Source organism: Streptomyces sp. NPDC052036 (genome assembly GCF_040680495.1).
Classification (GTDB): Bacteria; Actinomycetota; Actinomycetes; order Streptomycetales; family Streptomycetaceae; genus Streptomyces.
Map to the genome: position 1 here is coordinate 86,770 of NZ_JBFAWW010000009.1, position 23,497 is coordinate 110,266.

A 23,497-nucleotide genomic window follows, 5' to 3' on the forward strand; every position below is an offset into this window, starting at 1 on the left:
ACGGGTACGGAGCCGGTCTCGGCCTGGACCCGATCCACCCCTGAGGCCCAGGTCATACGGCTTCCGAGACGGACGGACATACGGGTCCCCCTGCGAGCCCCTGCGAGGGTGACGCGCGAGCGGCGTCAGCCCACCCGGTGCACCACCGCGTCGCACAGCTCCACCAGAGCCGCCTTCGCACCGCACTCCGGCAGCGGGGCCAGACCCGAGCGGGCGTCCTTCACATAGCGGACCATGTCGCGGCGCGCCTGCTCCAGGGCCGGGTGAGCGCGCAGCCGGGCGAGGGCCTCGGCGTGCCGGGCGTCGTCCGTGAGGTCGGAGTCCAGCAGCTCGCACAGGGCGATGTCCTCGGCCAGCCCCATGCGCTCCGCGCGCTCGCGCAGACGCAGCACCGGGAGGGTGGGGACGCCCTCGCGCAGGTCCGTGCCGGGCGTCTTCCCGGACTCGTGCGAGTCCGACGCGATGTCCAGGACGTCGTCGGCGAGCTGGAACGCCACACCCAGCCGCTCGCCGTACTGCGTGAGCACGTCCACGACCGTCTCGTCGGCACCCGACATCATCGCCCCGAAGCGGCACGCCACCGCCACCAGCGAGCCGGTCTTGCCGCCGAGGACGTCAAGATAGTGCTCCACGGGGTCACGGCCGTCCCGCGGACCCGCCGTCTCCAGGATCTGACCGGTGACCAGGCGCTCGAACGCCTCCGCCTGGACCCGGACCGCCTCGGGACCGAGATCGGCCAGAATGTGCGACGCCCTCGCGAACAGGAAGTCACCCGTGAGGACCGCAACCGAGTTGCCCCAGCGGGTGTTCGCGCTGTCCACCCCGCGCCGCACCGCGGCCTCGTCCATCACATCGTCGTGGTAGAGGGTGGCGAGGTGGGTCAGCTCCACGACCACGGCCGAGGGCACGATCCCTGGCGCGTACGGGTCACCGAACTGCGCCGCGAGCATCACGAGCAGCGGCCGGAACCGCTTCCCGCCCGCACGCACCAAGTGCTGTGCGGCGTCCGTGATGAAGGGCACCTCACTCTTGGTGGCCTCGAGCAACCCTTCCTCGACAGCCGCCAATCCGGCCTGGACATCGGCTTCCAGAGCCTGGTCCCGCACGCTCAGCCCGAACGGCCCGACGACGGTCACGTGGGGTCTCCTGTCTGCTGACGTCTGCTGACGGTCACACGGTCGGTCTCAAGGACGGTCACTTGGTCGATGACGCCGTACGTCGACGTCGCTCATCGAGTTTGTCGATCTGTCGCCGCCATCACTCAAGTCAGCGTATCCGGTCACGTTTCGATCACCACGAGCGCCCACTGTTCCAGGCCGGGCGGTATCGGATCGCGAACGGTATGTTCTTGACCATCTGATACGAACAGACATTCGCTGACATAACCGAAAAGCACGTTTTACTACCTGAATCACCCCATTTACCCCTCAGGCCCACAGGCGCCAGGCACCCCTTCAACTCCCCCGCACGCCACCACCCCGCTCCCCGGGCGCCTCTTTTCGGCCATCGAATGCCCCCCTGCGACTCCCTCACGCCCCTGCGCCTCCGTCACGCCCGGCCGCCCTCGCACGCCGCGCCCGCCGACCGGAGACCCACCCCGCCCGACCGGCACACCCGAAGAACTCCCCTTACGGGCAACGGAGTCCGGGCCGCACCAACGGCCCCACCCGCCAGACAGGTCCGAGTCGGACCACAGAGAGGGCAGTCATTTTGTCCGAATTAAGAGCTTATATGGTGAAGTGATGGTGACAACCACGGAAGCGGAAGTGAAATAGCTCACGTGCTCGACATGCGGGTCGCCGCAGGCGCGCCATCAACTCCGGCTTTGCTAATGGCAACTTGAGCCCAGCTTAACAATCTGGATCACTGACATTATTCCCCCACTTCAAGGTCAATTCGGACGGACTGTGACGTGCAGGCTTGTTCCCGACATGTGCTGTCGCATACCTTCCCCTCGATCCGAGCGGAACGCCGAATCCTGCCACCGCTCAGGAGCCCATCGACCCATGACGGCAGGAGCGGGGGACCCAGGTAAGCCGCCGATCCGGACACCACACCGGAACGGCTAGGGGTGTAGCCGTGGCCTCGGCATCGAGGACACAGCCGGGCACCTCCCCGCCCGAACCCGACAGCTCACCTCGCAGGCGCAGGAGAGGAACGCGACATGTCCGCTTTCGCACTGCCCGCACGCCGTCGGGATCGTGGCTCCAAGGCCACCCGTCTCACCCGTGCCCTCGCAATCGCGGGGACGGGTGCCGCCCTTCTCGCCCTGCCGGTCATGGGAGCGACCAGCGCTTCCGCCGCGCCCGGCAAGCCGGGGAACGTCACCTCCGCCACCGTCGTGAAGACCAGAGGCACCACCCTCGACAGCTGGATCCGTCAGTCGCTGGACGTCATGGCCCAGCACGGTATCCCCGGCACGTACAACGGCATCTACCGCAACGTGATGCGCGAGTCGTCCGGCAACCCGAGGGCCATCAACCTCTGGGACTCCAACGCCCGTAAGGGAATCCCCTCCAAGGGCCTGCTCCAGGTCATCGACCCGACCTTCGCCGCGTACCACGTACCCGGCACGTCGTTCGATCCCTACGACCCGGTGGCGAACATCACGGCCGCGTGCAACTACGCCGCCCACCGGTACGGCTCGATCGACAACGTCAACAGCGCGTACTAGGAGGCCTGTCGGTCGCCTACCGGTGGGAGCCTGACGCCCGACCGGTAGGCCCGGCAGCCGATCAGCGGGCCTGGTGACAGCCGGCGGACCGCCGGTCGGCGCTGTCGGCCGGCGGCCGATGGCCGGCGAAGAGTCGTTCGAGGACGACGGCGATGCCGTCGTCCTCGTTCGACGTGGTGATCTCGTCCGCCACGGCCTTGAGTTCGGGGTGAGCATTGGCCATCGCCACCCCGTGCGCGGCCCAGTCGAACATCGGGATGTCATTGGGCATGTCGCCGAAGGCGATGGTCTCCGACGGACCCAGCCCCAGATGGCCGGCGGCCAGTGCGAGCCCCGTCGCCTTGGTGACGCCGCACGGCTGGAGCTCCACGGTGCCGGGCCCGGACATGGTGACCGTCGCCAGGGAGCCCACCGCCGCGCGGGCCGCCGTCGCCAACTCGTCGTCCGACAGCGCGTGATGGCGCAGCAGTACCTTGCTGATCGGCTCGCACCACAGGTCGTCGCGCCGCTCGACCCGTACCGCGGGCAGGGTGGGGTGCGGCATCCGGTAGCCGGGTTCGATGAGCGTGAGCCCGTCCACCCCGTCCTGGTCCACGGCCGCGTACACCTGCCCCACCTCGGCCTCGATCTTGCCGAGTGCGGTCTCGGCCAACTCCCGGTCCAGCGTGACGGAGAACAGCAGCCGGTTCGTGCCGGCGTCGTACACCTGCGCGCCCTGCCCGCACACCGCGAGCCCCGTGCTGCCGAGGTCGTCGAGCAGCGGCCGCACCCTGGGCGCCGGACGCCCCGTCACGACGAGGTGCTGTGCGCCTGCCGCCGACGCTCGCGCCAGCGCGGCCCTCGACCGGTCGGAGAGCGTGTCGTCGTGACGCAACAGCGTTCCGTCCAGGTCAGTGGCGATGAGTGAATATGCGAGGGGTGCGGCCATGATCAGAGAATACGGATGGAACGCCCCGGCGACTCGGCGCGAACCGGACGACGTCCGGTATCCCGTGTCCACCGAACTCCCGTAACACGGAACCCGAGTTGCCCAGCGCCGTCCAAAACACGAGGGCGCCCCGCCCCAGCACACCCCGGCCCGGCGCAGGACCCGTACTGGCCCCGTCCTTCGGCCCCGTGCCACACCACGGGCCCACCCGGCGCGCGGCAGCGCCTCGCGCGGCCGGTGCACGCATCGGGCGCTCAGGCGCCCGCGTCCAACAGGCGGCGCCCCAGCGCACGCACGGCCTCCCGGAGTGCGTACGGCTGCACGACGCGGAACGGCGCATAGATCACGAGAACGGCGCCTGGATCACGACCAGTTGTTCCGCCGCGTACCGCTCGGGCCCGCCGGCGGTGGCGACGGGACGCGACGCGGGCAGAACCCGCCCCACCGCCCTTGACCGGGCCGCGGCCTGCGCGGCATGACCCCATATGACGAACCGGTGCTCCTGGAACCGCCGGCCGCGGGTGACGAGACCGACACACCTGGCCCTGGGGGAGGAGGACTCCTTCTCCCGCCGCATGTTCGGGCGCGAACTTGGACCGCCCTGGGACGCGGTGGACCTGGAGGCCGACCCGGACCGGGAGTGGCGCTCCGCCGCGCAGGACTCCCCCGAGCAGTCGTACGCGCTGTGGCGGCAGACGGTGGCGCGTTCCCGCGCGCTGCTCGCGGAGGCCTTGGAGGGCGGTGGCCTGGACCGCCCGGCCGCGGGCAGCCGGCCCGCCGACCGGACGCCCGGTCTGCGACGCGTCCTGATCGACCTCATCGAGGAGTACGCGCGCCACGTGGGCCACGCCGATCTCCTCCGCGAGTCCATCGACGGCCGGGTCGGAGAGGACCCGCCGCAGTGAGCGGCGTCGGAGATGACCCCCGCGGTGCGCCGGATCAGCCGGTGCTGTGACCGGGCACGCCACCGGGATCGACGAACCGGCCCGCCTCACCGACGAACCGGCCGCCTGCGACGGCTGGGCTCACCCCACCGACGCGCCGGGGCGTGACGATGCCACAGCCCCAGCCCGTCGTCCGTCTGTCCCCGGCTCCGCCCCGCGCCCTCAGCCGTGCGCCGACGCCAGATGTTTCGCGAGCCGGGGAGAGGCGAACTCCGTGCCGCACACGAAGCGCATCACCGGCCCGTACGAGGACGCCGCGGGCAGGCCCGTGAAGTACAGACCCGGCACGGAGGACACATACCCCGCGCCGAGCCTCGGCGCCCCCCGGCTCACCCCCAGCTGCGTGCGCAACTCGTGGCCCAGGAAGTCCATCGCCGCAATGTCCACGCGGTAGCCGGTGGCGGCGATCACATGGTCCGCGGCGAGCTCCTCCGTACTGCCCGCGTGCGTCCGGATCGACAGAACGGGGCTGCCGTCCGGCGCGGAGGCGCCGACCACCCGGGCGACCTCACGCACCTGCACCTTGCTCTGGAAGCGCTCCCGCAGCCACCACGCGCCGAGCGGGCCGAGGACCCGGCGCACCAGGTAATGACGGGTCTGGTCCGGCAGGAACCGGTAGGGGTGCGGGTAGTAGCTCAACGCCCACAGGGACCAGGCACGCCCGAAGGGTGATTCGGGGCGGAGCCTCGGCTGCTCCCAGGGGGGCGCACCGAAGGCCACCTTGCCCTCGCCCCGCGAGATCACCCGCACCCGAGCGCCCGCCTCGGCCGCGAGCGCGGCCGTCTCCAGGGCGGACTGCCCCGCGCCGATGACCAGCAACTCCTTGCCGGAGAACCGGGTCAGGTCGTGGTGCTGGGAGCTGTGGGACACCGGTCCCGTGGGGGTGGGGCCGTCCGCCGCGGCGGCGGCCAGTTCCGGCGGGAGGTGAGCGAGGCCCGACAGACCGGTGGCCACCACGACCGCCCGCGCCGCGAACTGCTCGCCCGAGTCCAGCTTCAGATCGAAACCGCCGCCCGGCCGACGGTCCACGGAGACGACCCGGACCCGCTCCAGCTCGGGCACCAGCTTCTCCTGGAACCACTCGCCGTAGCCGATGAACGTCTCGACCGGGATGATGTCCTCGTCGGTCACCAGCCGGGGGATGCCCGCCGCGTCGCAGTAGTCGACCAGGGTGTGGCCGCTCTGGGGGGCGTCGATGTTCGAGGCGACCGGGGTCGACTTCAAAAGCATGCCCTCGGGCATGTGGTCGCGCCAGCTCACCATGGGCTCGCCGAAGACGCGTACCGGGATACCGCGTGCCCGCAGATGGGCGGCGGTGGACAGGCCGAACGGCCCGGCACCGATGACTGCTACCGGTTGAATCACGAAGTCCCTCCCCAGGACGCGACGTGCCTACTTCGCGGTGGAGCCGTACGCACCAGGGCGTGCTGGTGCGGTGATCCGTACGCGCTAACGCGTACTGGCGGTGGATCCGCGGCGGTTGGTCCGCCACAGCTGATACAGATGCTTCGCGCCCGGCCGTACGAAGCGTGCAAGCATCGTGAAGAACGGTCGCGGGTCGTCACCCGCGAACCAGGCCAGCTCCGTGCCGCTGGCGCGGGCCGGCGCGTGCGGCGTGGTGTAGCCGCTGCGCCGGTAGGCCATCAGGGCCGCCAGGTCGATGTTCTCCACGACGTACCGGTGACCGGCGCGCTGTTCCCCCTCCGGGACCGTACGGCCGGTCAGGTCCAGGTGCATGGCGCGGACTACGTCCACCCCCGCCTCGTTCTCGAAGAGGCGGAACTGGGCGCCCATGCGTGGGTTGAAGTCGAGCAGTTTGTACCGGCCGTCGCGGCGGTCGAAGCGCAGGTCCAGATCGACGATGCCGGTGAAGCCGATCTGCTTGATGAAACGTGCCGCGAGGTCCGCGAGTTCCGGGTTGTCGACGACGTACGCATTCGCCGTCATGCCCGCGTGCGGCGGCCAGGAGCGGACCTTGACGCCGGTGAACAGGGCGAGCGGGGCGGAGTCCTGGCCGAAGTACGCGTGCACGATCCAGTCCTCGGCCTCCTCCCTCGGCAGATACTCCTGGAGGATCACGCCCGGGCGCTCGCCCCAGTCGCGGGCCAGCGTGATCAGCCCCTCGGGAGTGGTGATCCTGGTCGTCCCGTTCACGGCGGGCCGTTCACGGCGCACGAACGCCTCGCGGTTCTTGGCCACGAGCGGGAAGCGGGCCTTCTCGGCGAACCGCACGATGTCGTCGTACGACTGCGGGAAGGCCGCCTGCGGGCTCGGAATGCCGTGTTCCACGCACAGCTCGTGCAGGCCCTGCTTGCTGGCGAGGCGGCGCGGAAGTTTGGCATCCACTTTCGGGAAGAGAAAGGGGCCGCCGAGCACGTCCTGATGCTCGGCGATCAGGACGGCGGCCTCCTCGTCGGTGGGAATGAGCACGGTCGGCCGTCCGATGCGGCGCCCGATGCGCAGCAGGCCCTCGACGAGCCGCTCCGGTTCCTCCGTCCCGGTGGTCGGCCACACGAAGGCTCGCCGCAGATAGCGGGAGACCGCGGCCGGCGTGTAACGGTCCTCGGTGATCGCGTACATCGGTATGCCCAGCCGGCCCAGGCTGCGGACGGCACCCACGCCGCCGTGGTGCAGTGGATAGTCGCCGAATTTCACGATGAGCCCCGGCACCTCACGGTCCGCGTCGAACGGCGCGCCGGTGCTCCTGGCCACGGGTCCCCCCACGTGTCCCCCCTATGGACCGGACCCACCCCGTCCGTGTCCCCAAAGGACGCTAAGCCGGAATTGGACGCTCCGACAAGGCCTATTCGGACATTGCGAACTCTTTAGACACTGCCCAAGACAGGGAACTCACCCGTAACGTGTGCGACGACCACATGGAACGCACCCCCATGCACGACACACCTGACGTGCACGAAAGCGAGGCAGCATCCCATGCCCCCCTTCGACGTCCCCGAGGGCGACCCCTTCGGTCCGCACAACCTCCCCTACGGCGTGTTCTCGTCGGTCGGCTCCGTGGAGCGGAGGGTCGGCGTCCGTCTGGGCGACCACGTGCTCGACGCGGGCGCCGCCGCACGGGCGCTCGGCTCCCCGTACGCCTCCCTTTTGTCCGGGCCCTCGCTGAGCCCCCTGCTGGCCGCCGGCCGCACCGCCTGGTCGGACGTGCGCCGGGCGCTGACGGCGTGGGTGACGGTTCCCGCGCACCGCGAGACCATCGAGCCCCTGATGCTCCCGCTCTCCGAGGTGACCCTGCACCTGCCCTTCGAGGTCGCGGACTACGTCGACTTCTACGCCTCCGAGAACCACGCCCGCAACGTCGGCCAGATCTTCCGCCCGGACGCGGCGGACTCCCTGACCCCCAACTGGAAGCACCTGCCGATCGGTTACCACGGCCGGGCGGGCACCGTCGTGGTGTCCGGAACGGACGTCGTACGCCCCCAGGGACAGCGCAAGGCGCCCACGGACCCGGCACCGGCCTTCGGCCCCTCGGTCCGCCTGGATATCGAGGCGGAGGTGGGATTCGTGGTGGGCGTGCCGTCGCAGCTCGGCCGGCCCGTGCCGCTGTCGGCCTTCCGCGACCATGTGTTCGGGCTCTGCCTCCTCAACGACTGGTCGGCGCGGGACATCCAGGCCTGGGAGTACGTGCCGCTCGGCCCCTTCCTCGGCAAGTCGTTCGCCACTTCCGTCTCTGCCTGGATCACTCCTCTGGACGCCCTGGAGGACGCGCGGGTGGCGCCCCCCGGGCGCACGCACCCGCTGCTGCCGTACCTGGACGACGCGCACGAGGAACCCGGGGGCTACGACCTGCGCATCTCCGTCGCGATCAACGGCCATGTGGTCTCCAAACCGCCGTTCTCGACCATGTACTGGACGGCGGCCCAGCAACTGGCGCACATGACGGTGAACGGCGCGTCGCTGCGAACGGGCGACCTCTACGGCTCGGGCACCGTGAGCGGCCCGACCGAGCACGAGCGCGGCTCCCTGCTCGAACTGACCTGGAACGGGCGCGACCCGCTCGAACTCCCGGACGGCAAACGAGCGTTCCTGGAAGACGGGGACGTGGTCACCATGACCGCCTGGGCCCCGGGACCGCACGGCACCCGGCTGGGGCTCGGGGAGGTGACGGGCCGGGTGGTACCCGGCGCCTGAGCCACCCGGGGGCCTCCCCCCGCCCCCGCCCCCGCCCCCGCCCCTCCCCCCAACCCCAACAACGCCTTGAGCCGTCCCCCCACCCCCGGCCGGCCCCCACGGCATCCCGATCAGGGGCTCACGGGCCGTCGGTGCGGACGTACGAGCACCCGCGCCGACGGCGCCCGGCTCCGGCCCTGTGCGCCCCTCACGGCCCGCAGGGGCGGATCCAGCCCGGCGACCGGCCTGGCCTCAGCTCAGGGGCGCGGGTCGCCATCCCGTCCCGCAGCCCGTCCCCTCGCTCACATCCAGTCGTCGGGTTCGGGCTCCGGCTCCAGGTCGGGCTCCGCGTCCGGCCAGTCGTCGGCCGGTGCCCCGCCGTCCGTCCGGGCCGCCTCGGTCGCCGGGGCCGCGCCGCCCGCGACCGGTCCGTCCAGCGCTGCCAGCACTCCGAGCACTCCCTCGCCATAGGTGGCCAGCTTCTTCTCGCCGACACCGCCGATGGTCCCCAGCTCCGCCACCGTCGTGGGACCGGCGATGGCGATCTCCCGGAGCGTCGCGTCGTGGAAGATCACATATGCCGGGACGCCCTGTTCCTTCGCCTGGGCCGCGCGCCAGGTGCGCAACGCCTCGAAGACCGGCAGCAGTTCCGGCGGCAGCTCGGCGGCGACCTTCGGTCTGCGTTCGCCCTTCGGCGACGAGGAACGGGCAGTCGCGGGCCGCGCGGGCTCCTTGCGCAGCGGCACCTCGCGCTCCCGCCGCAGCACCGACCCGCTCGGCTCGGTCAGCACCAGCGTCCCGTACTCGCCCTCGACCGCGAGCAGGCCCTGGGCCAGCAACTGCCGGACGACACCCCGCCATTCGGCCTCGGTCAGCTCCTCGCCGATACCGAAGACCGACAGCTGATCGTGATCGAACTGGATGACCTTGGCCGTGCGCCGCCCCAGCAGGATGTCCACGATCTGCACCGCGCCGAACTTCTGCCGCCGCTCCCGGTCCAGCCGCCAGACCGTGGACAGCACCTTCTGTGCCGCGACCGTCCCGTCCCAGGTCTCCGGCGGTGTCAGACACGTGTCGCAGTTGCCGCAGCCGCCCCCCGCGTCCGGGTCCTGGCCGAAGTAGGCCAGCAGCTGGCCACGGCGGCACCGGGCGGTCTCGCACAGCGCCAGCATCGCGTCCAGGTGCGCCTGGGCCCGGCGGCGGAAGGCCTCGTCGCCTTCTCCGGACTGGATGAGCTTGCGCTGCTGTATGACGTCGTTCAGCCCGTACACCATCCAGGCCGTGGACGGCAGGCCATCGCGGCCCGCCCGGCCGGTCTCCTGGTAGTAGCCCTCGACCGACTTCGGCAGGTCCAGATGCGCGACGAACCGCACATCCGGCTTGTCGATGCCCATCCCGAACGCGATGGTCGCGACCACGACCAGGCCGTCCTCGCGCAGGAACCGGGACTGGTGCGCCGCTCGCATGCCCGCGTCCAGGCCCGCGTGGTAGGGCACCGCGTCGATGCCGTTGCGGGTCAGGAACTCCGCCGTCTTCTCCACCGAATTGCGTGAGAGGCAGTAGACGATGCCCGCCTCGCCCGCGTGCTCCTCGCGCAGGAACGACAGCAGCTGCTTCTTGGGGTCGGCCTTCGGGACGATCCGGTACTGGATGTTGGGCCGGTCGAAGCTCGCGACGAAGTGGCGGGCCGCCGGCATGTTCAGCCGCTGGGTGATCTCCTCGTGCGTGGCGTGTGTCGCCGTCGCCGTGAGCGCGATCCGGGGGACCTCCGGCCAGCGCTCGCCGAGCAGGGACAGGGACAGATAGTCGGGGCGGAAGTCGTGGCCCCACTGGGACACGCAGTGCGCCTCGTCGATGGCGAACACCGAGATCTTGCCGCGCGAGAGCAGATCGCGGGTGGACTCCAGGCGCAGCCGCTCCGGGGCCAGATAGAGCAGGTCCAGCTCGCCGGCCAGGAACTCCGCCTCCACCACGCGCCGCTCGTCGAAGTCCTGCGTGGAGTTGACGAACCCGGCCCGCACGCCGAGCGCCCGCAGCGCGTCCACCTGGTCCTGCATCAGTGCGATCAGCGGTGAGACCACCACGCCGGTGCCGGGTCTGACCAGGGCCGGGATCTGGTAGCACAGCGACTTGCCGCCGCCGGTCGGCATGAGGACCACGGCGTCGCCGCCGGCCACCACATGCTCGATGATCGCTTCCTGCTCGCCGCGGAAGCTCTCGTACCCGAAGATCCGGTGCAGCGTGGCCCTCGCCTCGCTCCCGTCACTCGGCGCCGGCATCACGCCCGCCTCCGTCATCACAGTCGTCCCGTCCATCGCCCGTCCCCCGTGTGTCGTCCCTCGACCACGCCATCCACGATAGGGGGCCGCGCCGACAGCCTCGGAGTTATCCACAGGCTCCCCTGTCTGCTCTGGGTCAGGGACACGACAGTTGTTCACACGTTTGCGGGTATATCTGCATGTTTGCGCCCGATGGTCCGAATGGCCCGGCGAGACTCCGTCCCATGGGAGCGCTGATGAGCGGCGCACCGAAGGCGGGATCTTCCGGGAGCGTATGAAGGCGGACGTCCCGTTCTCCGTGGACCTGGATCTGGACCTGGACCTCACCCGGGTCACAGCGCGCCGTGCACCGAACCGGTAGGACCGGGCGCAGAACGGCCCGGCACCCCCCGAGCGGGCACCGGGCCGTCGTGTGCGGCGGGGACTCCTCAGCGCACGAAGATGCCCGCCTGGCTCGCCAGATCCAGGAAGTACTGGGGCGCCACACCCAGCACCAGGGTGACCGCGACGCCCACCCCGATCGCCGTCATGGTCAGCGGCGAGGGGACCGCGACCGTGGGGCCCTCGGGACGCGGTTCGCTGAAGAACATCAGGACGATCACCCGGATGTAGAAGAACGCCGCGATCGCCGACGAGATCACACCGATCACGACCAGCGGGATCGCCCCGCCCTCCGCGGCCGCCTTGAACACGGCGAACTTCCCGGCGAAGCCGGAGGTCAGCGGGATGCCCGCGAAGGCCAGCAGGAACACCGCGAACACGGCCGCCACCAGCGGCGACCTGCGCCCGAGCCCCGCCCACTTGGACAGGTGCGTCGCCTCGCCGCCCGCGTCGCGGACCAGCGTCACGACGGCGAAGGCGCCGATCGTCACGAACGAGTACGCGGCCAGGTAGAAGAGGACCGAGGAGACACCGTCGGGGGTCGTCGCGATGACACCCGCAAGGATGAACCCCGCGTGCGCGATCGACGAGTACGCCAGCAGCCGCTTGATGTCGGTCTGGGTGATCGCGACGATCGCGCCACCCAGCATGGTGACGATCGCGACCGCCCACATCACCGGCCGCCAGTCCCAGCGCATGCCCGGCAGGACGACGTACAGCAGCCGCAGCAGCGCACCGAACGCCGCCACCTTCGTCGCCGCTGCCATGAAGCCGGTCACCGGGGTCGGCGCGCCCTGGTAGACGTCCGGTGTCCACATGTGGAACGGCACCGCGGCCACCTTGAACAGCAGGCCCATCACGATCAGCGCGGCACCGACCAGCAGGAGCGCGTCGTTGCCCATGGTGTTCGCGAGCGCCGGGTCGACGTTCGTGACCGTGCCGTCGACGACGTGGGCGATCGTCGCGTACGACACCGAGCCCGCGTACCCGTACAGCAGTGCGATGCCGAACAGGGTGAACGCGGAGGCGAACGCGCCGAGCAGGAAGTACTTGACCGCGGCCTCCTGCGACATGAGCCGCTTGCGGCGGGCCAGGGCGCACAGCAGGTACAGCGGCAGGGAGAAGACTTCCAGGGCCACGAAGAGGGTCAGCAGGTCGTTGGCCGAAGGGAAGACGAGCATGCCGCCGACCGCGAACAGCAGCAGCGGGAAGGCCTCGGTGGTCGTGAAGCCGGCCTTCACGGCGGCCTTCTCGCCCTCGCTGCCCGGTACGGACGCGGCCTGCGCGGCGAACGAGTCGACCCGGTTGCCGTGCGCGGCGGGGTCGAGGCGCCGCTCGGCGAAGGTGAAGACGCCGAGCAGGCCGGCCAGCAGGATCGTGCCCTGCAGGAACAGGGACGGTCCGTCGACCGCGATGGCTCCCATCGCCGCGATGTGTGCCTTGGTGGTGCCGTAGCCGTCGGCCGCGAGCGCCACGACCGCGGCGAACGCGGCGGCGAGCGCGACGACCGAGACGAACACCTGTGCGTAGTAGCGGGATCGGCGCGGGACGAACGCCTCGATCAGCACTCCGATGAGTGCCGCGCCGATGACGATCAACGTGGGCGACAATTGCCCGTACTCGATCTTCGGTGCCGGGATCTTCGAGATCGGGTCGGCCGCGGTTGTCCACAGGCTGTGGACGGCTGCTGTGCTCATTTGGCCGCCTCCACCTCGGGCTTGGGATCGGTCTGGTGTACGTCGGACATGGTCTGTTTGACCGCCGGGTTCACGATGTCGGCGACGGGCTTCGGATAGACGCCGAGGAAGATCAGCAGGACGATCAGCGGCGCGACGACGAGCAGCTCCCGCACCCGCAGATCCGGCATCGCGGCGACCTCCGGCTTCACCGGGCCCGTCATCGTCCGCTGGTAGAGGACCAGGGTGTAGAGCGCGGCGAGGACGATGCCGAAGGTGGCGATGATCCCGATCGCCGGATGGCGCGTGAAGGTGCCGACCAGGACCAGGAACTCACTCACGAAGGGCGCGAGTCCCGGCAGGGACAGGGTGGCCAGACCGCCGATCAGGAAGGTGCCGGCGAGCACCGGCGCGACCTTCTGGACGCCTCCGTAGTCCGCGATCAGACGCGAGCCGCGACGCGAGATCAGGAAGCCCGCCACCAGCATCAGGGCAGCGGTCGAGATCCCGTGGTTCACCATGTAGAGCGTCGCGCCGGACTGGCCCTGGCTGGTCATCGCGAAGATGCCCAGGACGATGAAGCCGAAGTGCGAGATCGAGGCGTACGCCACCAGCCGCTTGATGTCCCGCTGGCCGACCGCGAGCAGCGCCCCGTAGATGATGCTGATCACCGCCAGGACGAGGATCACGGGCGTGGCCCACTTGCTCGCCTCCGGGAACAGCTGGAGGCAGAAGCGGAGCATCGCGAACGTGCCGACCTTGTCGACGACCGCCGTGATCAGAACGGCGACCGGGGCGGTGGCCTCCCCCATGGCGTTGGGCAGCCAGGTGTGCAGCGGCCACAGCGGCGCCTTCACCGCGAAGGCGAAGAAGAAGCCGAGGAACAGCCAGCGTTCGGTGCTGGTCGCCATGTGCAGCGAGCCGTTGGCCCGGGCCTGCACGATCTCCGGGAGCGAGAAGTTCCCCGCCTGCACATAGAGACCGATCACCGCGGCCAGCATGATCAGGCCGCCGACGAGGTTGTAGAGGAGGAACTTCACGGCGGCGTACGAGCGTTGCGTGGACGCCGTCTGCTCGCCGTGCTCGTGGGCGTGGTCCCCGAAGCCGCCAATGAGGAAGTACATCGGGATGAGCATGGCTTCGAAGAAGATGTAGAAGAGGAAGACATCGGTGGCCTCGAAGGAGAGGATCACCATCGCCTCGACGGCCAGGATCAGGGCGAAGAAGCCCTGCGTCGGCCGCCAGCGGCGGCTTCCGGTCTCCATCGGGTCGGCGTCGTGCCAGCCCGCCAGGATCACGAACGGGATCAGCAGTGCGGTCAGCGCGATGAGCGCCACCGCGATGCCGTCCACGCCCAGCTCGTACCGCACCCCGAAGTCCTTGATCCAGGCGTGCGATTCGGTGAACTGGTAGCGGGCGCCGCCCGGCTCGAAACGGAACCCGATCACCGCGGCGAGCGCGAGCGTGGCGAGTGAGACGACCAGCGCCAGCCACTTGGCGGTGGTGCGCCGGGCGGCGGGGACCGCTGCCGTGGCGATCGCCCCCACGGCCGGGAGCACCGCCGTCGCTGTCAGCAGGGGAAAGGACATCGCTATCAGACCGCCCTCATCAGCAGGGTCAGGGCGACGAGCATCGCCGCACCGCCGAACATCGAGACCGCGTACGAGCGCGCGTAGCCGTTCTGGAGTCGGCGGAGCCTGCCGGACAGGCCGCCGACCGAGGCGGCCGTGCCGTTGACGACGCCGTCGACCAGGGTGTGGTCCACGTACACCAGGGAGCGGGTGAGGTGCTCTCCACCGCGGACGAGGACGACATGGTTGAAGTCGTCCTGGAGCAGGTCGCGCCGGGCGGCCCGGGTGAGCAGCGACCCGCGCGGGGCGACAGCCGGGACCGGGCGACGGCCGTACTGGACGTAGGCGATGCCGACGCCCACCAGCAGCAGCACCAGGGTGGCGGCGGTCACCGTCAGGGCGCTGACCGGCGAGTGGCCCTCCGAGTGCCCGGTGACCGGCTCCAGCCAGTGCAGGAAGCGGTCGCCGACCGAGAAGAGGCCGCCCGCGAACACCGACCCGAAGGCCAGCACGATCATCGGGATCGTCATGACCTTGGGCGACTCGTGCGGATGCGGCTCGTTTCCGTGCTCATCCGGCTGCCAGCGCTTCTCGCCGAAGAACGTCATGATCATCACGCGGGTCATGTAGTACGCCGTGATGGCCGCGCCCAGCAGGGCCGCGCCGCCGAGGATCCAGCCCTCGGTGCCGCCCTTGGCGAACGCCGCCTCGATGATCTTGTCCTTGGAGAAGAAGCCGGACAGGCCCGGGAAGCCGATGATGGCGAGATAGCCGAGGCCGAAGGTGACGAACGTGACCGGCATGTACTTCCTGAGGCCGCCGTACCTGCGCATGTCGACCTCGTCGTTCATGCCGTGCATGACCGAGCCGGCGCCGAGGAACAGCCCGGCCTTGAAGAAGCCGTGTGTCACCAGGTGCATGATCGCGAAGACATAGCCGATGGGGCCGAGGCCGGCGGCGAGCACCATGTAGCCGATCTGCGACATCGTCGAACCGGCGAGCGCCTTCTTGATGTCGTCCTTTGCGCAACCGACGATCGCACCGAACAGGAGCGTGACGGCGCCGACCACGGTGACGGCCAGTTGCGCGTCCGGCGCGGCATTGAAGATCGCTCCGGAGCGTACGATCAGATACACGCCCGCGGTCACCATGGTCGCGGCGTGGATGAGGGCCGAGACCGGGGTCGGGCCTTCCATCGCGTCGCCGAGCCAGGACTGCAGCGGCACCTGGGCGGACTTGCCGCACGCGGCGAGCAGCAGCATCAGGCCGACGGCGGTGAGCTTGCCCTCGCTCGCCCCGTGCACATCCGCGAAGACCGGCCCGAAGGCGAAGGTCCCGAACGTCGTGAACATCAGCATGATCGCGATCGACAGGCCCATGTCGCCGACGCGGTTGACGAGGAACGCCTTCTTCGCCGCGGTCGCCGCACTGGGCTTGTGCTGCCAGAAGCCGATCAGCAGATAGGAGGCGAGACCGACGCCTTCCCAGCCGACGTACAGCAGCAGGTAGTTGTCGGCGAGGACGAGCAGCAGCATCGCCGCGAGGAACAGGTTCAGATAGCCGAAGAAGCGGCGCCGGCGCTCGTCGTGCTCCATGTACCCGACCGAGTACAGATGGATGAGCGAGCCGACACCGGTGATCAGCAGGACGAACGTCACCGACAGCTGGTCGAGCCGGAAGGTGACGTCGGCCTGGAAGCCGGCCACCGGGATCCAGCTGAACAGGTGCTGCGTCACGGTCCGGTGGTCGGCCGCCTTCCCCAGCATGTCGGCGAAGAGGAGCACGCCGAACACGAAGGAGAGGGCGGCGAGCACCGTACCGATCCAGTGGCCGACCGCGTCCAGCCTCCGGCCGCCGCACAGCAGGACGGCCGCTCCGAGCAGGGGCGCCGCGATCAGCAGCGCAATCAGGTTCTCCACGATTCTTCCGACCCCTTACAGCTTCATCAGGCTGGCGTCGTCGACCGAGGCCGAGTGGCGGGTACGGAACAGCGACACGATGATCGCGAGCCCGACCACGACCTCCGCGGCGGCGACGACCATCGTGAAGAAGGCGATGATCTGGCCGTCGAGATTGCCGTGCATCCGGGAGAAGGTGACGAACGCGAGGTTGCAGGCGTTGAGCATCAGCTCGATGCACATGAACACCACGATCGCGTTCCGCCGGATCAGCACGCCGGTGGCGCCGATCGTGAACAGCAGAGCGGCGAGATACAGGTAGTTGACCGGGTTCACTTCGACGCCTCCTCGGTCCTCTTGAGCGCCGGCCGCTCGTCCTCGTCCCGCTCCAGGCGCTCGGCGGTGCGCTGTTCCAATGCCTTCAGATCGCCGATCGCCTCGTCGGACACGTCACGGATCTGACCGCGGTCCCGGAGCGTCTTGCTGACGGTGAGCTCGGACGGGGTGCCGTCCGGGAGAAGACCCGCGATGTCCACCGCGTTGTGCCGGGCGTAGACGCCGGGCGCCGGCAGCGGTGGAACGTGCTTGCCCTCCCGTACCCGCTGCTCGGACAGCTCGCGCTGGGTTCTGGCCCGCTCCGTGCGCTCCCGGTGGGTGAGGACCATGGCACCGACCGCGGCCGTGATGAGCAGGGCCCCGGTGATCTCGAAGGCGAACACGTACTTGGTGAAGATGAGGGCCGCGAGGCCCTCCACATTGCCGTTCGCGTTCGCCTTGCCCAGGCCTGTGAAGTCCTTCAGGGACGCGTTGGCGATGCCCGCGAGCAGCAGGACGCCGAAGCCGACCCCGCACAGAAGGGCCAGCCAGCGCTGGCCCTTGATGGTCTCCTTCAGGGAGTCCGCCGCGGTGACACCGACCAGCATCACCACGAACAGGAACAACATCATGATCGCGCCGGTGTAGACCACGATCTGCACGACGCCCAGGAAGTACGCGCCGTTGGCGAGGTAGAACACCGCCAGGACGATCATCGTGCCGGCCAGGCAGAGGGCGCTGTGCACGGCCTTCCTCATGAAGACGGTGCACAGGGCGCCGATCACCGCGGTCGTGCCGAGGACCCAGAACTGGAAGGCCTCACCGGTGGAGGTGGTGTAAGCGGCGGCGAGTTGCGCACTCATGCGTCCGCCTCCTGTTCCTCGGCCCCGCTCGAAGGGCCTGCAAATTGCGGCTCTTCACCTTTGGAGACGGCGACCTGGCGCACCGTGCCGGGCGCGGCCTCCGTCACCAGGCCCCGGTAGTAGTCCTGCTCGTCCGTCCCCGGGTAGATGGCATGGGGGGTGTCGACCATGCCCTCTTCCAGGCCGGCGAGCAGCTGCTCCTTGGTGTAGATCAGGTTGGCGCGGCTGGAGTCCGCCAGCTCGAACTCGTTCGTCATCGTGAGCGCGCGCGTGGGGCATGCCTCGATGCACAGACCGCACAGGATGCAGCGGGCGTAGTTGATCTGGTACACCTGCCCGTACCGCTCGCCCGGGGAGTAGCGCTCCTCGTCCGTGTTGTCCGCGCCCTCCACGTAGATCGCGTCGGCGGGGCAGGCCCAGGCGCACAGCTCGCAGCCGACGCACTTCTCCAGGCCGTCCGGATGGCGGTTGAGCTGGTGCCGTCCGTGGAACCGCGGAGCCGTGGTCTTCTTCTGCTCCGGGTACTGCTCGGTCAGCCGCTTCTTGAACATGGCCCTGAAGGTCACGCCGAAGCCGGCGACGGGGTTCTGGAAGCCGGGCTTCGTCTGCCCGGCCTCCTTGGGCTCCTCAGCCATCGGACGCCTCCTTTCCATCCGTAGATCCGTCACTGACAGTGTCCGACCCACCACTGACAATCAGCTCCCGCTCCCGGCGCGAGCGGCGCCTGGGCACCGGCGGCAGCGTCTGTCCCGGCAGCGGCGGTACGGGGAAGCCACCCGCCATCGGGTCGAAGGCGGCGGGCCCCGGCGAGGGCCGCTCGGGCTCCTTGGCCTTCTCGCGGAACATGTCGACGAGGAACGACAGCACCAACAGCGTGAGGACACCGCCCGCGACATAGAGGGCGATATCGGCGAATCCGTAGTGTTCGTTGCGCAGCGCCCGCACGGTCGCGACGAGCATCAGCCAGACCACGGAGACCGGGATGAGGACCTTCCAGCCGAGCTTCATCAGCTGGTCGTAGCGGACGCGCGGGAGCGTGCCGCGCAGCCAGATGAAGAAGAACAGCAGCAGCTGGACCTTGACGACGAACCAGAGCAACGGCCACCAGCCGTGGTTGGCGCCCGCCCAGAAGCCGCTGATCGGCCACGGCGCTCGCCAGCCGCCCAGGAAGAGCGTGGTCGACACGGCCGAGACCGTCACCATGTTCACGTACTCGGCGAGCATGAACAACGCGAACTTGATCGACGAGTACTCGGTGTTGAAGCCGCCGACCAGGTCGCCCTCGGACTCCGGCATGTCGAAGGGGGCGCGGTTGGTCTCGCCGATCATCGTGACGATGTAGATGATGAACGAGACCGGCAGCAGCAGGATGAACCAGCGGTCGTGCTGCTGCTCGACGATCCTCGACGTCGACATCGACCCGGAGTAGAGGAACACGGAGGCGAAGGCGGCCCCCATGGCGATCTCGTACGAGATCATCTGCGCGCAGGAGCGCAGACCGCCGAGCAGCGGATAGGTCGATCCGGAGCTCCAGCCGGCGAGAACGATGCCGTAGATGCCGACCGAGGCGACCGCGAGGATGTAGAGCATCGCGATCGGCAGGTCGGTGAGCTGCATCGCGGTCCGGTGACCGAAGATCGAGATCTCGTTGCCTGCGGGTCCGAAGGGGATCACCGCGATCGCCATGAAGGCCGGGATGGCCGCGACGATCGGCGCGAGGACGTAGACCACCTTGTCGGCGCGCTTGACGATGACGTCTTCCTTCAGCATCAGCTTCACGCCGTCGGCGAGCGACTGGAGCATGCCCCAGGGGCCGTGCCGGTTCGGGCCGATCCGCAGCTGCATCCAGGCGACGACCTTGCGCTCCCAGACGATGGAGAACAGCACGGTCACCATCAGGAAGGCGAAGCAGAAGACCGCCTTGATCGCGATCAGCCACCAGGGGTCGCGGCCGAACATGGAGAGGTCTTCAGCGGCGAGGTACGGGCTCATGCCTCCACCTCCTTGGGGGCCCCGGCGGCGGGCGCCGCCGGGCCGATGCGGACGAGGTTGCCGGGCAGCGCACCGGTGTCGGAGGCGACGCCCCCGCCGGTGGAGTTCAGCGGGAGCCAGACCACCCGGTCCGGCATCTCGGTGATCTGCAGCGGGAGTTCCACGGTCCCTGCCGGGCCGCTCACCGCCAGCAGGTCGCCGTCCTTGACGCCTGACTCGGCGGCGGTGGCGGCCGACACCCGCACGCGTGCCGCGTGGCGGGTGCCGGCGAGCGCCTCGTCGCCGTCCTGGAGCCGTCCCTGGTCGAGCAGCAGCCGGTGACCGGCGAGCACCGCCTCTCCGGCGGCCGGCCGGGGCAGTTGGCCGCCGATCTCCAGGGGGTTGGCGGCCCGTAGTCCGTCCCAGGGGCCGAGTCGGTCCAGCTCCGTCCGCACGGTCCGCAGATCGGGCAGCCCCAGATGGACGTCCATGGCGTCGGCGAGCATGTGGAGCACGCGCGCGTCGGTGGGCGCCAGGGACCGGGTCATCTGGTCGGGCTTGAGTGCCGCCTCGAAGAAGCGGGCCCTGCCCTCCCAGTTGAGGAAGGTGCCGGCCTTCTCGGCGACCGCCGCGACCGGCAGCACCACGTCGGCGTGTGCGGTGACCTCGCTGGGCCGCTGTTCCAGCGACACCAGGAAACCCACCGAGGAGAGGGCCTCACGCGCGCGTGCCGGATGGGGCAGATCGGCGACCTCGACACCGGCGACCAGCAGGGCCCGCAGTTCGCCGGTGACCGCGGCCTCGACGATCTGGCCCGTGTCCCGGCCGTAGCGCTGCGGGAGTTCGGCGACGCCCCAGGCGGCGGCGACCTCGTCCCGCGCGCGCGGATCGGTGGCCGGACGGCCGCCCGGGAGCAGCGTGGGCAGTGCGCCCACCTCGACCGCGCCCCGTTCCCCGGCCCGGCGCGGGATCCACACCAGCTGGGCGCCGGTGGCGGCCGCGGTCCGTACGGCGGCGGTGAGTCCGCCCGCCACGTCGGCGAGCCGCTCGCCGACGACGATCACCGCGCCCTCGGTGCGCAGGGCCTCGGCGGCCCGTACACCGTCCTCTTCCAGGCCGACCCGCCCGGCCAGCGCGTCCAGCCACTCGGTCTCGGTGCCGGGCGCGGCGGGCAGCAGGACGCCGCCGGCCTTCTCCAGGCCCCGGGTGGCGTGCGTGGCAAGGGCGAACACCTGCTGGCCGTGGCCCCGCCAGGCCTTGCGCAGCCGCAGGAAGACGCCGGGCGCCTCCTCCTCGGCCTCGAACCCGACGAGCAGGACGGCGGGTGCTTTCTCCAGCGCGGTGTACGTGACACCCGTGCCGTCGAGGTCACGGCCGCGTCCGGCGACCCTGGCCGCCAGGAAGTCGGCCTCCTCGCCGCTGTGCACGCGCGCGCGGAAGTCGATGTCGTTGGTGTCGAGGGCCACGCGCGCGAACTTGCTGTACGCGTAGGCGTCCTCGACGGTGAGCCGGCCGCCGGTCAGCACACCGGCCCGGCCCCGCGCGGCGAGCAGACCCTCGGCGGCGGCCCGCAGCGCCTGGGGCCAGGAGGCGGCCTCCAGCTCCCCGGACTCGCCCCGCACCAGCGGAGTGGTCAGCCGGTCGGTCAGCTGCGCGTAGCGGAACGCGAAGCGTCCCTTGTCGCAGATCCACTCCTCGTTGACCTCGCGGTCGTCGGCCGCGAGGCGGCGCATGACCTTGCCGCGCCGGTGGTCGGTGCGCGTCGCGCAGCCGCCGGAGCAGTGTTCGCACACCGACGGCGACGACACGAGGTCGAAGGGGCGGGAGCGGAACCGGTACGCCGCCGAGGTGAGGGCGCCGACCGGGCAGATCTGGATGGTGTTGCCGGAGAAGTAGGACTCGAAGGGGTCGCCCTCGCCGGTGCCGACCTGCTGGAGCGCGCCCCGCTCCAGCAGCTCGATCATCGGGTCGCCCGCGATCTGGTTGGAGAACCGGGTGCAGCGGGCGCACAGCACGCACCGCTCGCGGTCGAGCAGCACCTGTGTGGAGATCGCGACGGGCTTCTCGTAGGTGCGTTTCCTGCCCTCGAAGCGGGACTCGGCGTTGCCGTGCGACATGGCCTGGTTCTGCAGCGGGCACTCGCCGCCCTTGTCGCAGACGGGGCAGTCCAGCGGGTGGTTGATGAGCAGGAGCTCCATCACACCCTTCTGGGCCTTCTCGGCGACGGGCGAGGTGAGATGAGTCTTCACGACCATCCCGTCCGTACAGGTGATCGTGCAGGACGCCATGGGCTTGCGCTGGCCCTCGACCTCGACGATGCACTGGCGGCAGGCGCCGGCCGGGTCCAGAAGGGGGTGGTCGCAGAAGCGAGGGATCTCGATGCCGAGCTGTTCGGCGGCGCGGATGACCAGGGTGCCCTTGGGCACGCTGATCTCGATGCCGTCGATCGTCAGCGTGACGAGGTCCTCCGGCGGGACCGCCGCCTGCCCCCCTCCTGAGGGAGCGCCGGTGGTCACAGTCATGCGGTCACCTCCGCGGGCTTGTCCGCCCAGGCTGTGGATTTGGCCGGGTCGAAGGGGCAGCCCCGGCCCGTGATGTGCTCCTCGTACTCCTCGCGGAAGTACTGGAGGGAGGAAAAGATCGGCGAGGCGGCGCCGTCGCCGAGGGCGCAGAAGGACTTGCCGTTGATGTTGTCGGCGATGTCGGCGAGCTTGTCGAGATCGGCCATGGCGCCCTTGCCGGCCTCGATGTCCCGCAGCAGCTGCACGAGCCAGTACGTGCCCTCGCGGCAGGGCGTGCACTTGCCGCAGGACTCATGGGCGTAGAACTCGGTCCAGCGGGTGACGGCCCGCACCACGCACGTCGTCTCGTCGAAGCATTGCAGGGCCTTGGTGCCGAGCATGGAACCGGCGGCGCCCACGCCCTCGTAGTCCAGCGGGACGTCGAGGTGCTCGTCGGTGAACATCGGTGTCGAGGAGCCGCCGGGCGTCCAGAACTTCAGCCGGTGGCCGGCCCGCATGCCGCCGCTCATGTCGAGGAGCTGACGGAGCGTGATGCCGAGCGGGGCCTCGTACTGGCCGGGGCTCGCGACATGGCCGCTGAGCGAGTACAGCGTGAAGCCGGGGGACTTCTCGCTGCCCATCGACCGGAACCATTCCTTGCCCCGGTGGAGGATCGCGGGAACCGACGCGATCGACTCGACGTTGTTCACAACAGTCGGGCACGCATACAAGCCCGCGACGGCAGGGAAGGGGGGCCGAAGCCGCGGTTGACCACGGCGGCCTTCGAGCGAGTCGAGCAGTGCGGTCTCCTCACCGCAGATGTACGCGCCCGCGCCCGCGTGCACGGTGAGTTCGAGGTCGAGTCCGCTGCCGAGGATGTTCTCGCCGAGATAGCCCGCCGCGTACGCCTCGCGTACGGCGGAGTGCAACCGCCGTAGTACGGGGACGACTTCACCCCGCAGATAGATGAAGGCATGCGACGACCTGATGGCGTAACACGCGATGACGATGCCCTCGATGAGGCTGTGCGGGTTCGCGAAGAGGAGCGGGATGTCCTTGCAGGTCCCGGGCTCCGATTCGTCGGCGTTGACAACTAGATAGTGAGGCTTGCCATCACCCTGGGGAATGAACTGCCACTTCATTCCCGTCGGGAATCCCGCGCCGCCCCGGCCGCGCAGCCCGGAGTCCTTGACGTACGCGATCACGTCGTCGGGCGACATGGCGAGCGCCTTGCGGAGCCCCTCGTATCCCTCGTGCCGCTGGTAGACGTCCAGCGTCCAGGACTTCTCCTCGTCCCAGAAGGCCGACAGCACGGGTGCCAGCAGCTTCTCAGGGCTGGTCTCGTTGATCTGGGGTGCCAAAGTCATC

17 protein-coding genes and 1 riboswitch are annotated in these 23,497 nt (G+C 69.8%); of the genes, 3 read left to right on the forward strand and 14 right to left on the reverse strand.

What is annotated here, in order from left to right:
- Positions 1–125: 125 nt before the first annotated feature.
- Complete coding sequence (locus AB0L95_RS15605; RefSeq protein WP_365162053.1) at positions 126–1,136, reverse strand: polyprenyl synthetase family protein; 1,011 nt, start codon at positions 1,134–1,136, stop codon at positions 126–128.
- Between the two features lie 823 nt (positions 1,137–1,959).
- Positions 1,960–2,160: riboswitch (cyclic di-AMP (ydaO/yuaA leader) on the forward strand.
- A gap of 4 nt (positions 2,161–2,164) precedes the next feature.
- On the opposite strand from AB0L95_RS15605, the gene AB0L95_RS15610 reads away from it, so the two are divergent.
- Complete coding sequence (locus AB0L95_RS15610; RefSeq protein WP_365162055.1) at positions 2,165–2,674, forward strand: transglycosylase SLT domain-containing protein; 510 nt, start codon at positions 2,165–2,167, stop codon at positions 2,672–2,674.
- Between the two features lie 61 nt (positions 2,675–2,735).
- On the opposite strand, the gene AB0L95_RS15615 is transcribed toward AB0L95_RS15610, so the two are convergent.
- Positions 2,736–3,602, reverse strand: a complete 867-nt coding sequence (locus AB0L95_RS15615; protein WP_365162056.1) for an HAD family hydrolase — start codon at positions 3,600–3,602, stop codon at positions 2,736–2,738.
- A gap of 521 nt (positions 3,603–4,123) precedes the next feature.
- Between AB0L95_RS15615 and AB0L95_RS15620 the strand changes: the two genes are divergently transcribed.
- On the forward strand, positions 4,124–4,507 hold the full coding sequence (locus AB0L95_RS15620) for a DUF664 domain-containing protein (RefSeq protein ID WP_365162058.1): 384 nt from the start codon (positions 4,124–4,126) through the stop codon (positions 4,505–4,507).
- Positions 4,508–4,708: 201 nt separating this feature from the next.
- Here AB0L95_RS15620 and AB0L95_RS15625 read toward each other — a convergent pair whose 3' ends face one another.
- Positions 4,709–5,911 carry an FAD-dependent oxidoreductase gene (locus tag AB0L95_RS15625; protein WP_365162060.1) on the reverse strand — a complete coding sequence of 401 codons (1,203 nt, stop codon included), beginning with the start codon at positions 5,909–5,911 and terminating at the stop codon, positions 4,709–4,711.
- Positions 5,912–5,995: 84 nt separating this feature from the next.
- Positions 5,996–7,258, reverse strand: a complete 1,263-nt coding sequence (locus AB0L95_RS15630; RefSeq protein ID WP_365162062.1) for an ATP-grasp domain-containing protein — start codon at positions 7,256–7,258, stop codon at positions 5,996–5,998.
- Between the two features lie 222 nt (positions 7,259–7,480).
- Between AB0L95_RS15630 and fahA the strand changes: the two genes are divergently transcribed.
- A complete protein-coding gene (fahA, locus tag AB0L95_RS15635; protein WP_365162063.1) occupies positions 7,481–8,695 on the forward strand; it encodes a fumarylacetoacetase in 1,215 nt (404 codons plus the stop codon).
- A 281-nt stretch (positions 8,696–8,976) separates the two neighbouring features.
- Here fahA and recQ read toward each other — a convergent pair whose 3' ends face one another.
- The 10 genes from recQ to nuoF all read right to left on the reverse strand — a co-directional run bounded on the left by recQ (position 8,977) and on the right by nuoF (position 23,496).
- Positions 8,977–10,971 carry a DNA helicase RecQ gene (gene recQ, locus AB0L95_RS15640; RefSeq protein ID WP_365162262.1) on the reverse strand — a complete coding sequence of 665 codons (1,995 nt, stop codon included), beginning with the start codon at positions 10,969–10,971 and terminating at the stop codon, positions 8,977–8,979.
- 410 nt (positions 10,972–11,381) lie between these two features.
- On the reverse strand, positions 11,382–13,031 hold the full coding sequence (gene nuoN, locus AB0L95_RS15645) for an NADH-quinone oxidoreductase subunit NuoN (RefSeq protein WP_365162065.1): 1,650 nt from the start codon (positions 13,029–13,031) through the stop codon (positions 11,382–11,384).
- Positions 13,028–14,599, reverse strand: a complete 1,572-nt coding sequence (locus AB0L95_RS15650) for an NADH-quinone oxidoreductase subunit M (protein WP_365162066.1) — start codon at positions 14,597–14,599, stop codon at positions 13,028–13,030. The genes nuoN and AB0L95_RS15650 overlap by 4 nt, the downstream gene beginning before the upstream one ends.
- A 5-nt stretch (positions 14,600–14,604) precedes the next feature.
- Complete coding sequence (nuoL, locus tag AB0L95_RS15655) at positions 14,605–16,500, reverse strand: NADH-quinone oxidoreductase subunit L (protein WP_365162068.1); 1,896 nt, start codon at positions 16,498–16,500, stop codon at positions 14,605–14,607.
- A 15-nt stretch (positions 16,501–16,515) separates the two neighbouring features.
- Entirely contained in the window at positions 16,516–16,815 is a 300-nt protein-coding gene (gene nuoK / locus AB0L95_RS15660; RefSeq protein WP_023547474.1) for an NADH-quinone oxidoreductase subunit NuoK, read from the reverse strand.
- Entirely contained in the window at positions 16,812–17,657 is an 846-nt protein-coding gene (locus AB0L95_RS15665; protein ID WP_365162070.1) for an NADH-quinone oxidoreductase subunit J, read from the reverse strand. Before AB0L95_RS15665 ends, nuoK begins: the two co-directional genes overlap by 4 nt.
- A complete protein-coding gene (nuoI, locus tag AB0L95_RS15670) occupies positions 17,654–18,292 on the reverse strand; it encodes an NADH-quinone oxidoreductase subunit NuoI (RefSeq protein WP_365162072.1) in 639 nt (212 codons plus the stop codon). Before nuoI ends, AB0L95_RS15665 begins: the two co-directional genes overlap by 4 nt.
- A complete protein-coding gene (nuoH, locus tag AB0L95_RS15675) occupies positions 18,285–19,649 on the reverse strand; it encodes an NADH-quinone oxidoreductase subunit NuoH (RefSeq protein WP_365162074.1) in 1,365 nt (454 codons plus the stop codon). The genes nuoI and nuoH overlap by 8 nt, the downstream gene beginning before the upstream one ends.
- A complete protein-coding gene (locus tag AB0L95_RS15680; RefSeq protein ID WP_365162075.1) occupies positions 19,646–22,150 on the reverse strand; it encodes an NADH-quinone oxidoreductase subunit G in 2,505 nt (834 codons plus the stop codon). Before AB0L95_RS15680 ends, nuoH begins: the two co-directional genes overlap by 4 nt.
- Positions 22,147–23,496, reverse strand: a complete 1,350-nt coding sequence (gene nuoF, locus AB0L95_RS15685) for an NADH-quinone oxidoreductase subunit NuoF (protein ID WP_365162077.1) — start codon at positions 23,494–23,496, stop codon at positions 22,147–22,149. The genes AB0L95_RS15680 and nuoF overlap by 4 nt, the downstream gene beginning before the upstream one ends.
- Position 23,497: the final 1 nt, after the last annotated feature.

Bases quoted from the DNA above. Each gene is read 5' to 3' on its own strand.
- nuoF (WP_365162077.1), bottom strand. From the start codon at position 23,496: ATGACTTTGGCACCCCAGATCAACGAGACCAGCCCTGAGAAGCTGCTG.
- nuoH (WP_365162074.1), bottom strand. From the start codon at position 19,649: ATGAGCCCGTACCTCGCCGCTGAAGACCTCTCCATGTTCGGCCGCGAC.
- nuoI (WP_365162072.1), bottom strand. From the start codon at position 18,292: ATGGCTGAGGAGCCCAAGGAGGCCGGGCAGACGAAGCCCGGCTTCCAG.
- AB0L95_RS15650 (WP_365162066.1), bottom strand. From the start codon at position 14,599: ATGTCCTTTCCCCTGCTGACAGCGACGGCGGTGCTCCCGGCCGTGGGG.
- AB0L95_RS15615 (WP_365162056.1), bottom strand. From the start codon at position 3,602: ATGGCCGCACCCCTCGCATATTCACTCATCGCCACTGACCTGGACGGA.
- AB0L95_RS15610 (WP_365162055.1), top strand. From the start codon at position 2,165: ATGTCCGCTTTCGCACTGCCCGCACGCCGTCGGGATCGTGGCTCCAAG.
- recQ (WP_365162262.1), bottom strand. From the start codon at position 10,971: ATGACGGAGGCGGGCGTGATGCCGGCGCCGAGTGACGGGAGCGAGGCG.
- AB0L95_RS15665 (WP_365162070.1), bottom strand. From the start codon at position 17,657: ATGAGTGCGCAACTCGCCGCCGCTTACACCACCTCCACCGGTGAGGCC.
- nuoN (WP_365162065.1), bottom strand. From the start codon at position 13,031: ATGAGCACAGCAGCCGTCCACAGCCTGTGGACAACCGCGGCCGACCCG.
- AB0L95_RS15680 (WP_365162075.1), bottom strand. From the start codon at position 22,150: ATGACTGTGACCACCGGCGCTCCCTCAGGAGGGGGGCAGGCGGCGGTC.
- fahA (WP_365162063.1), top strand. From the start codon at position 7,481: ATGCCCCCCTTCGACGTCCCCGAGGGCGACCCCTTCGGTCCGCACAAC.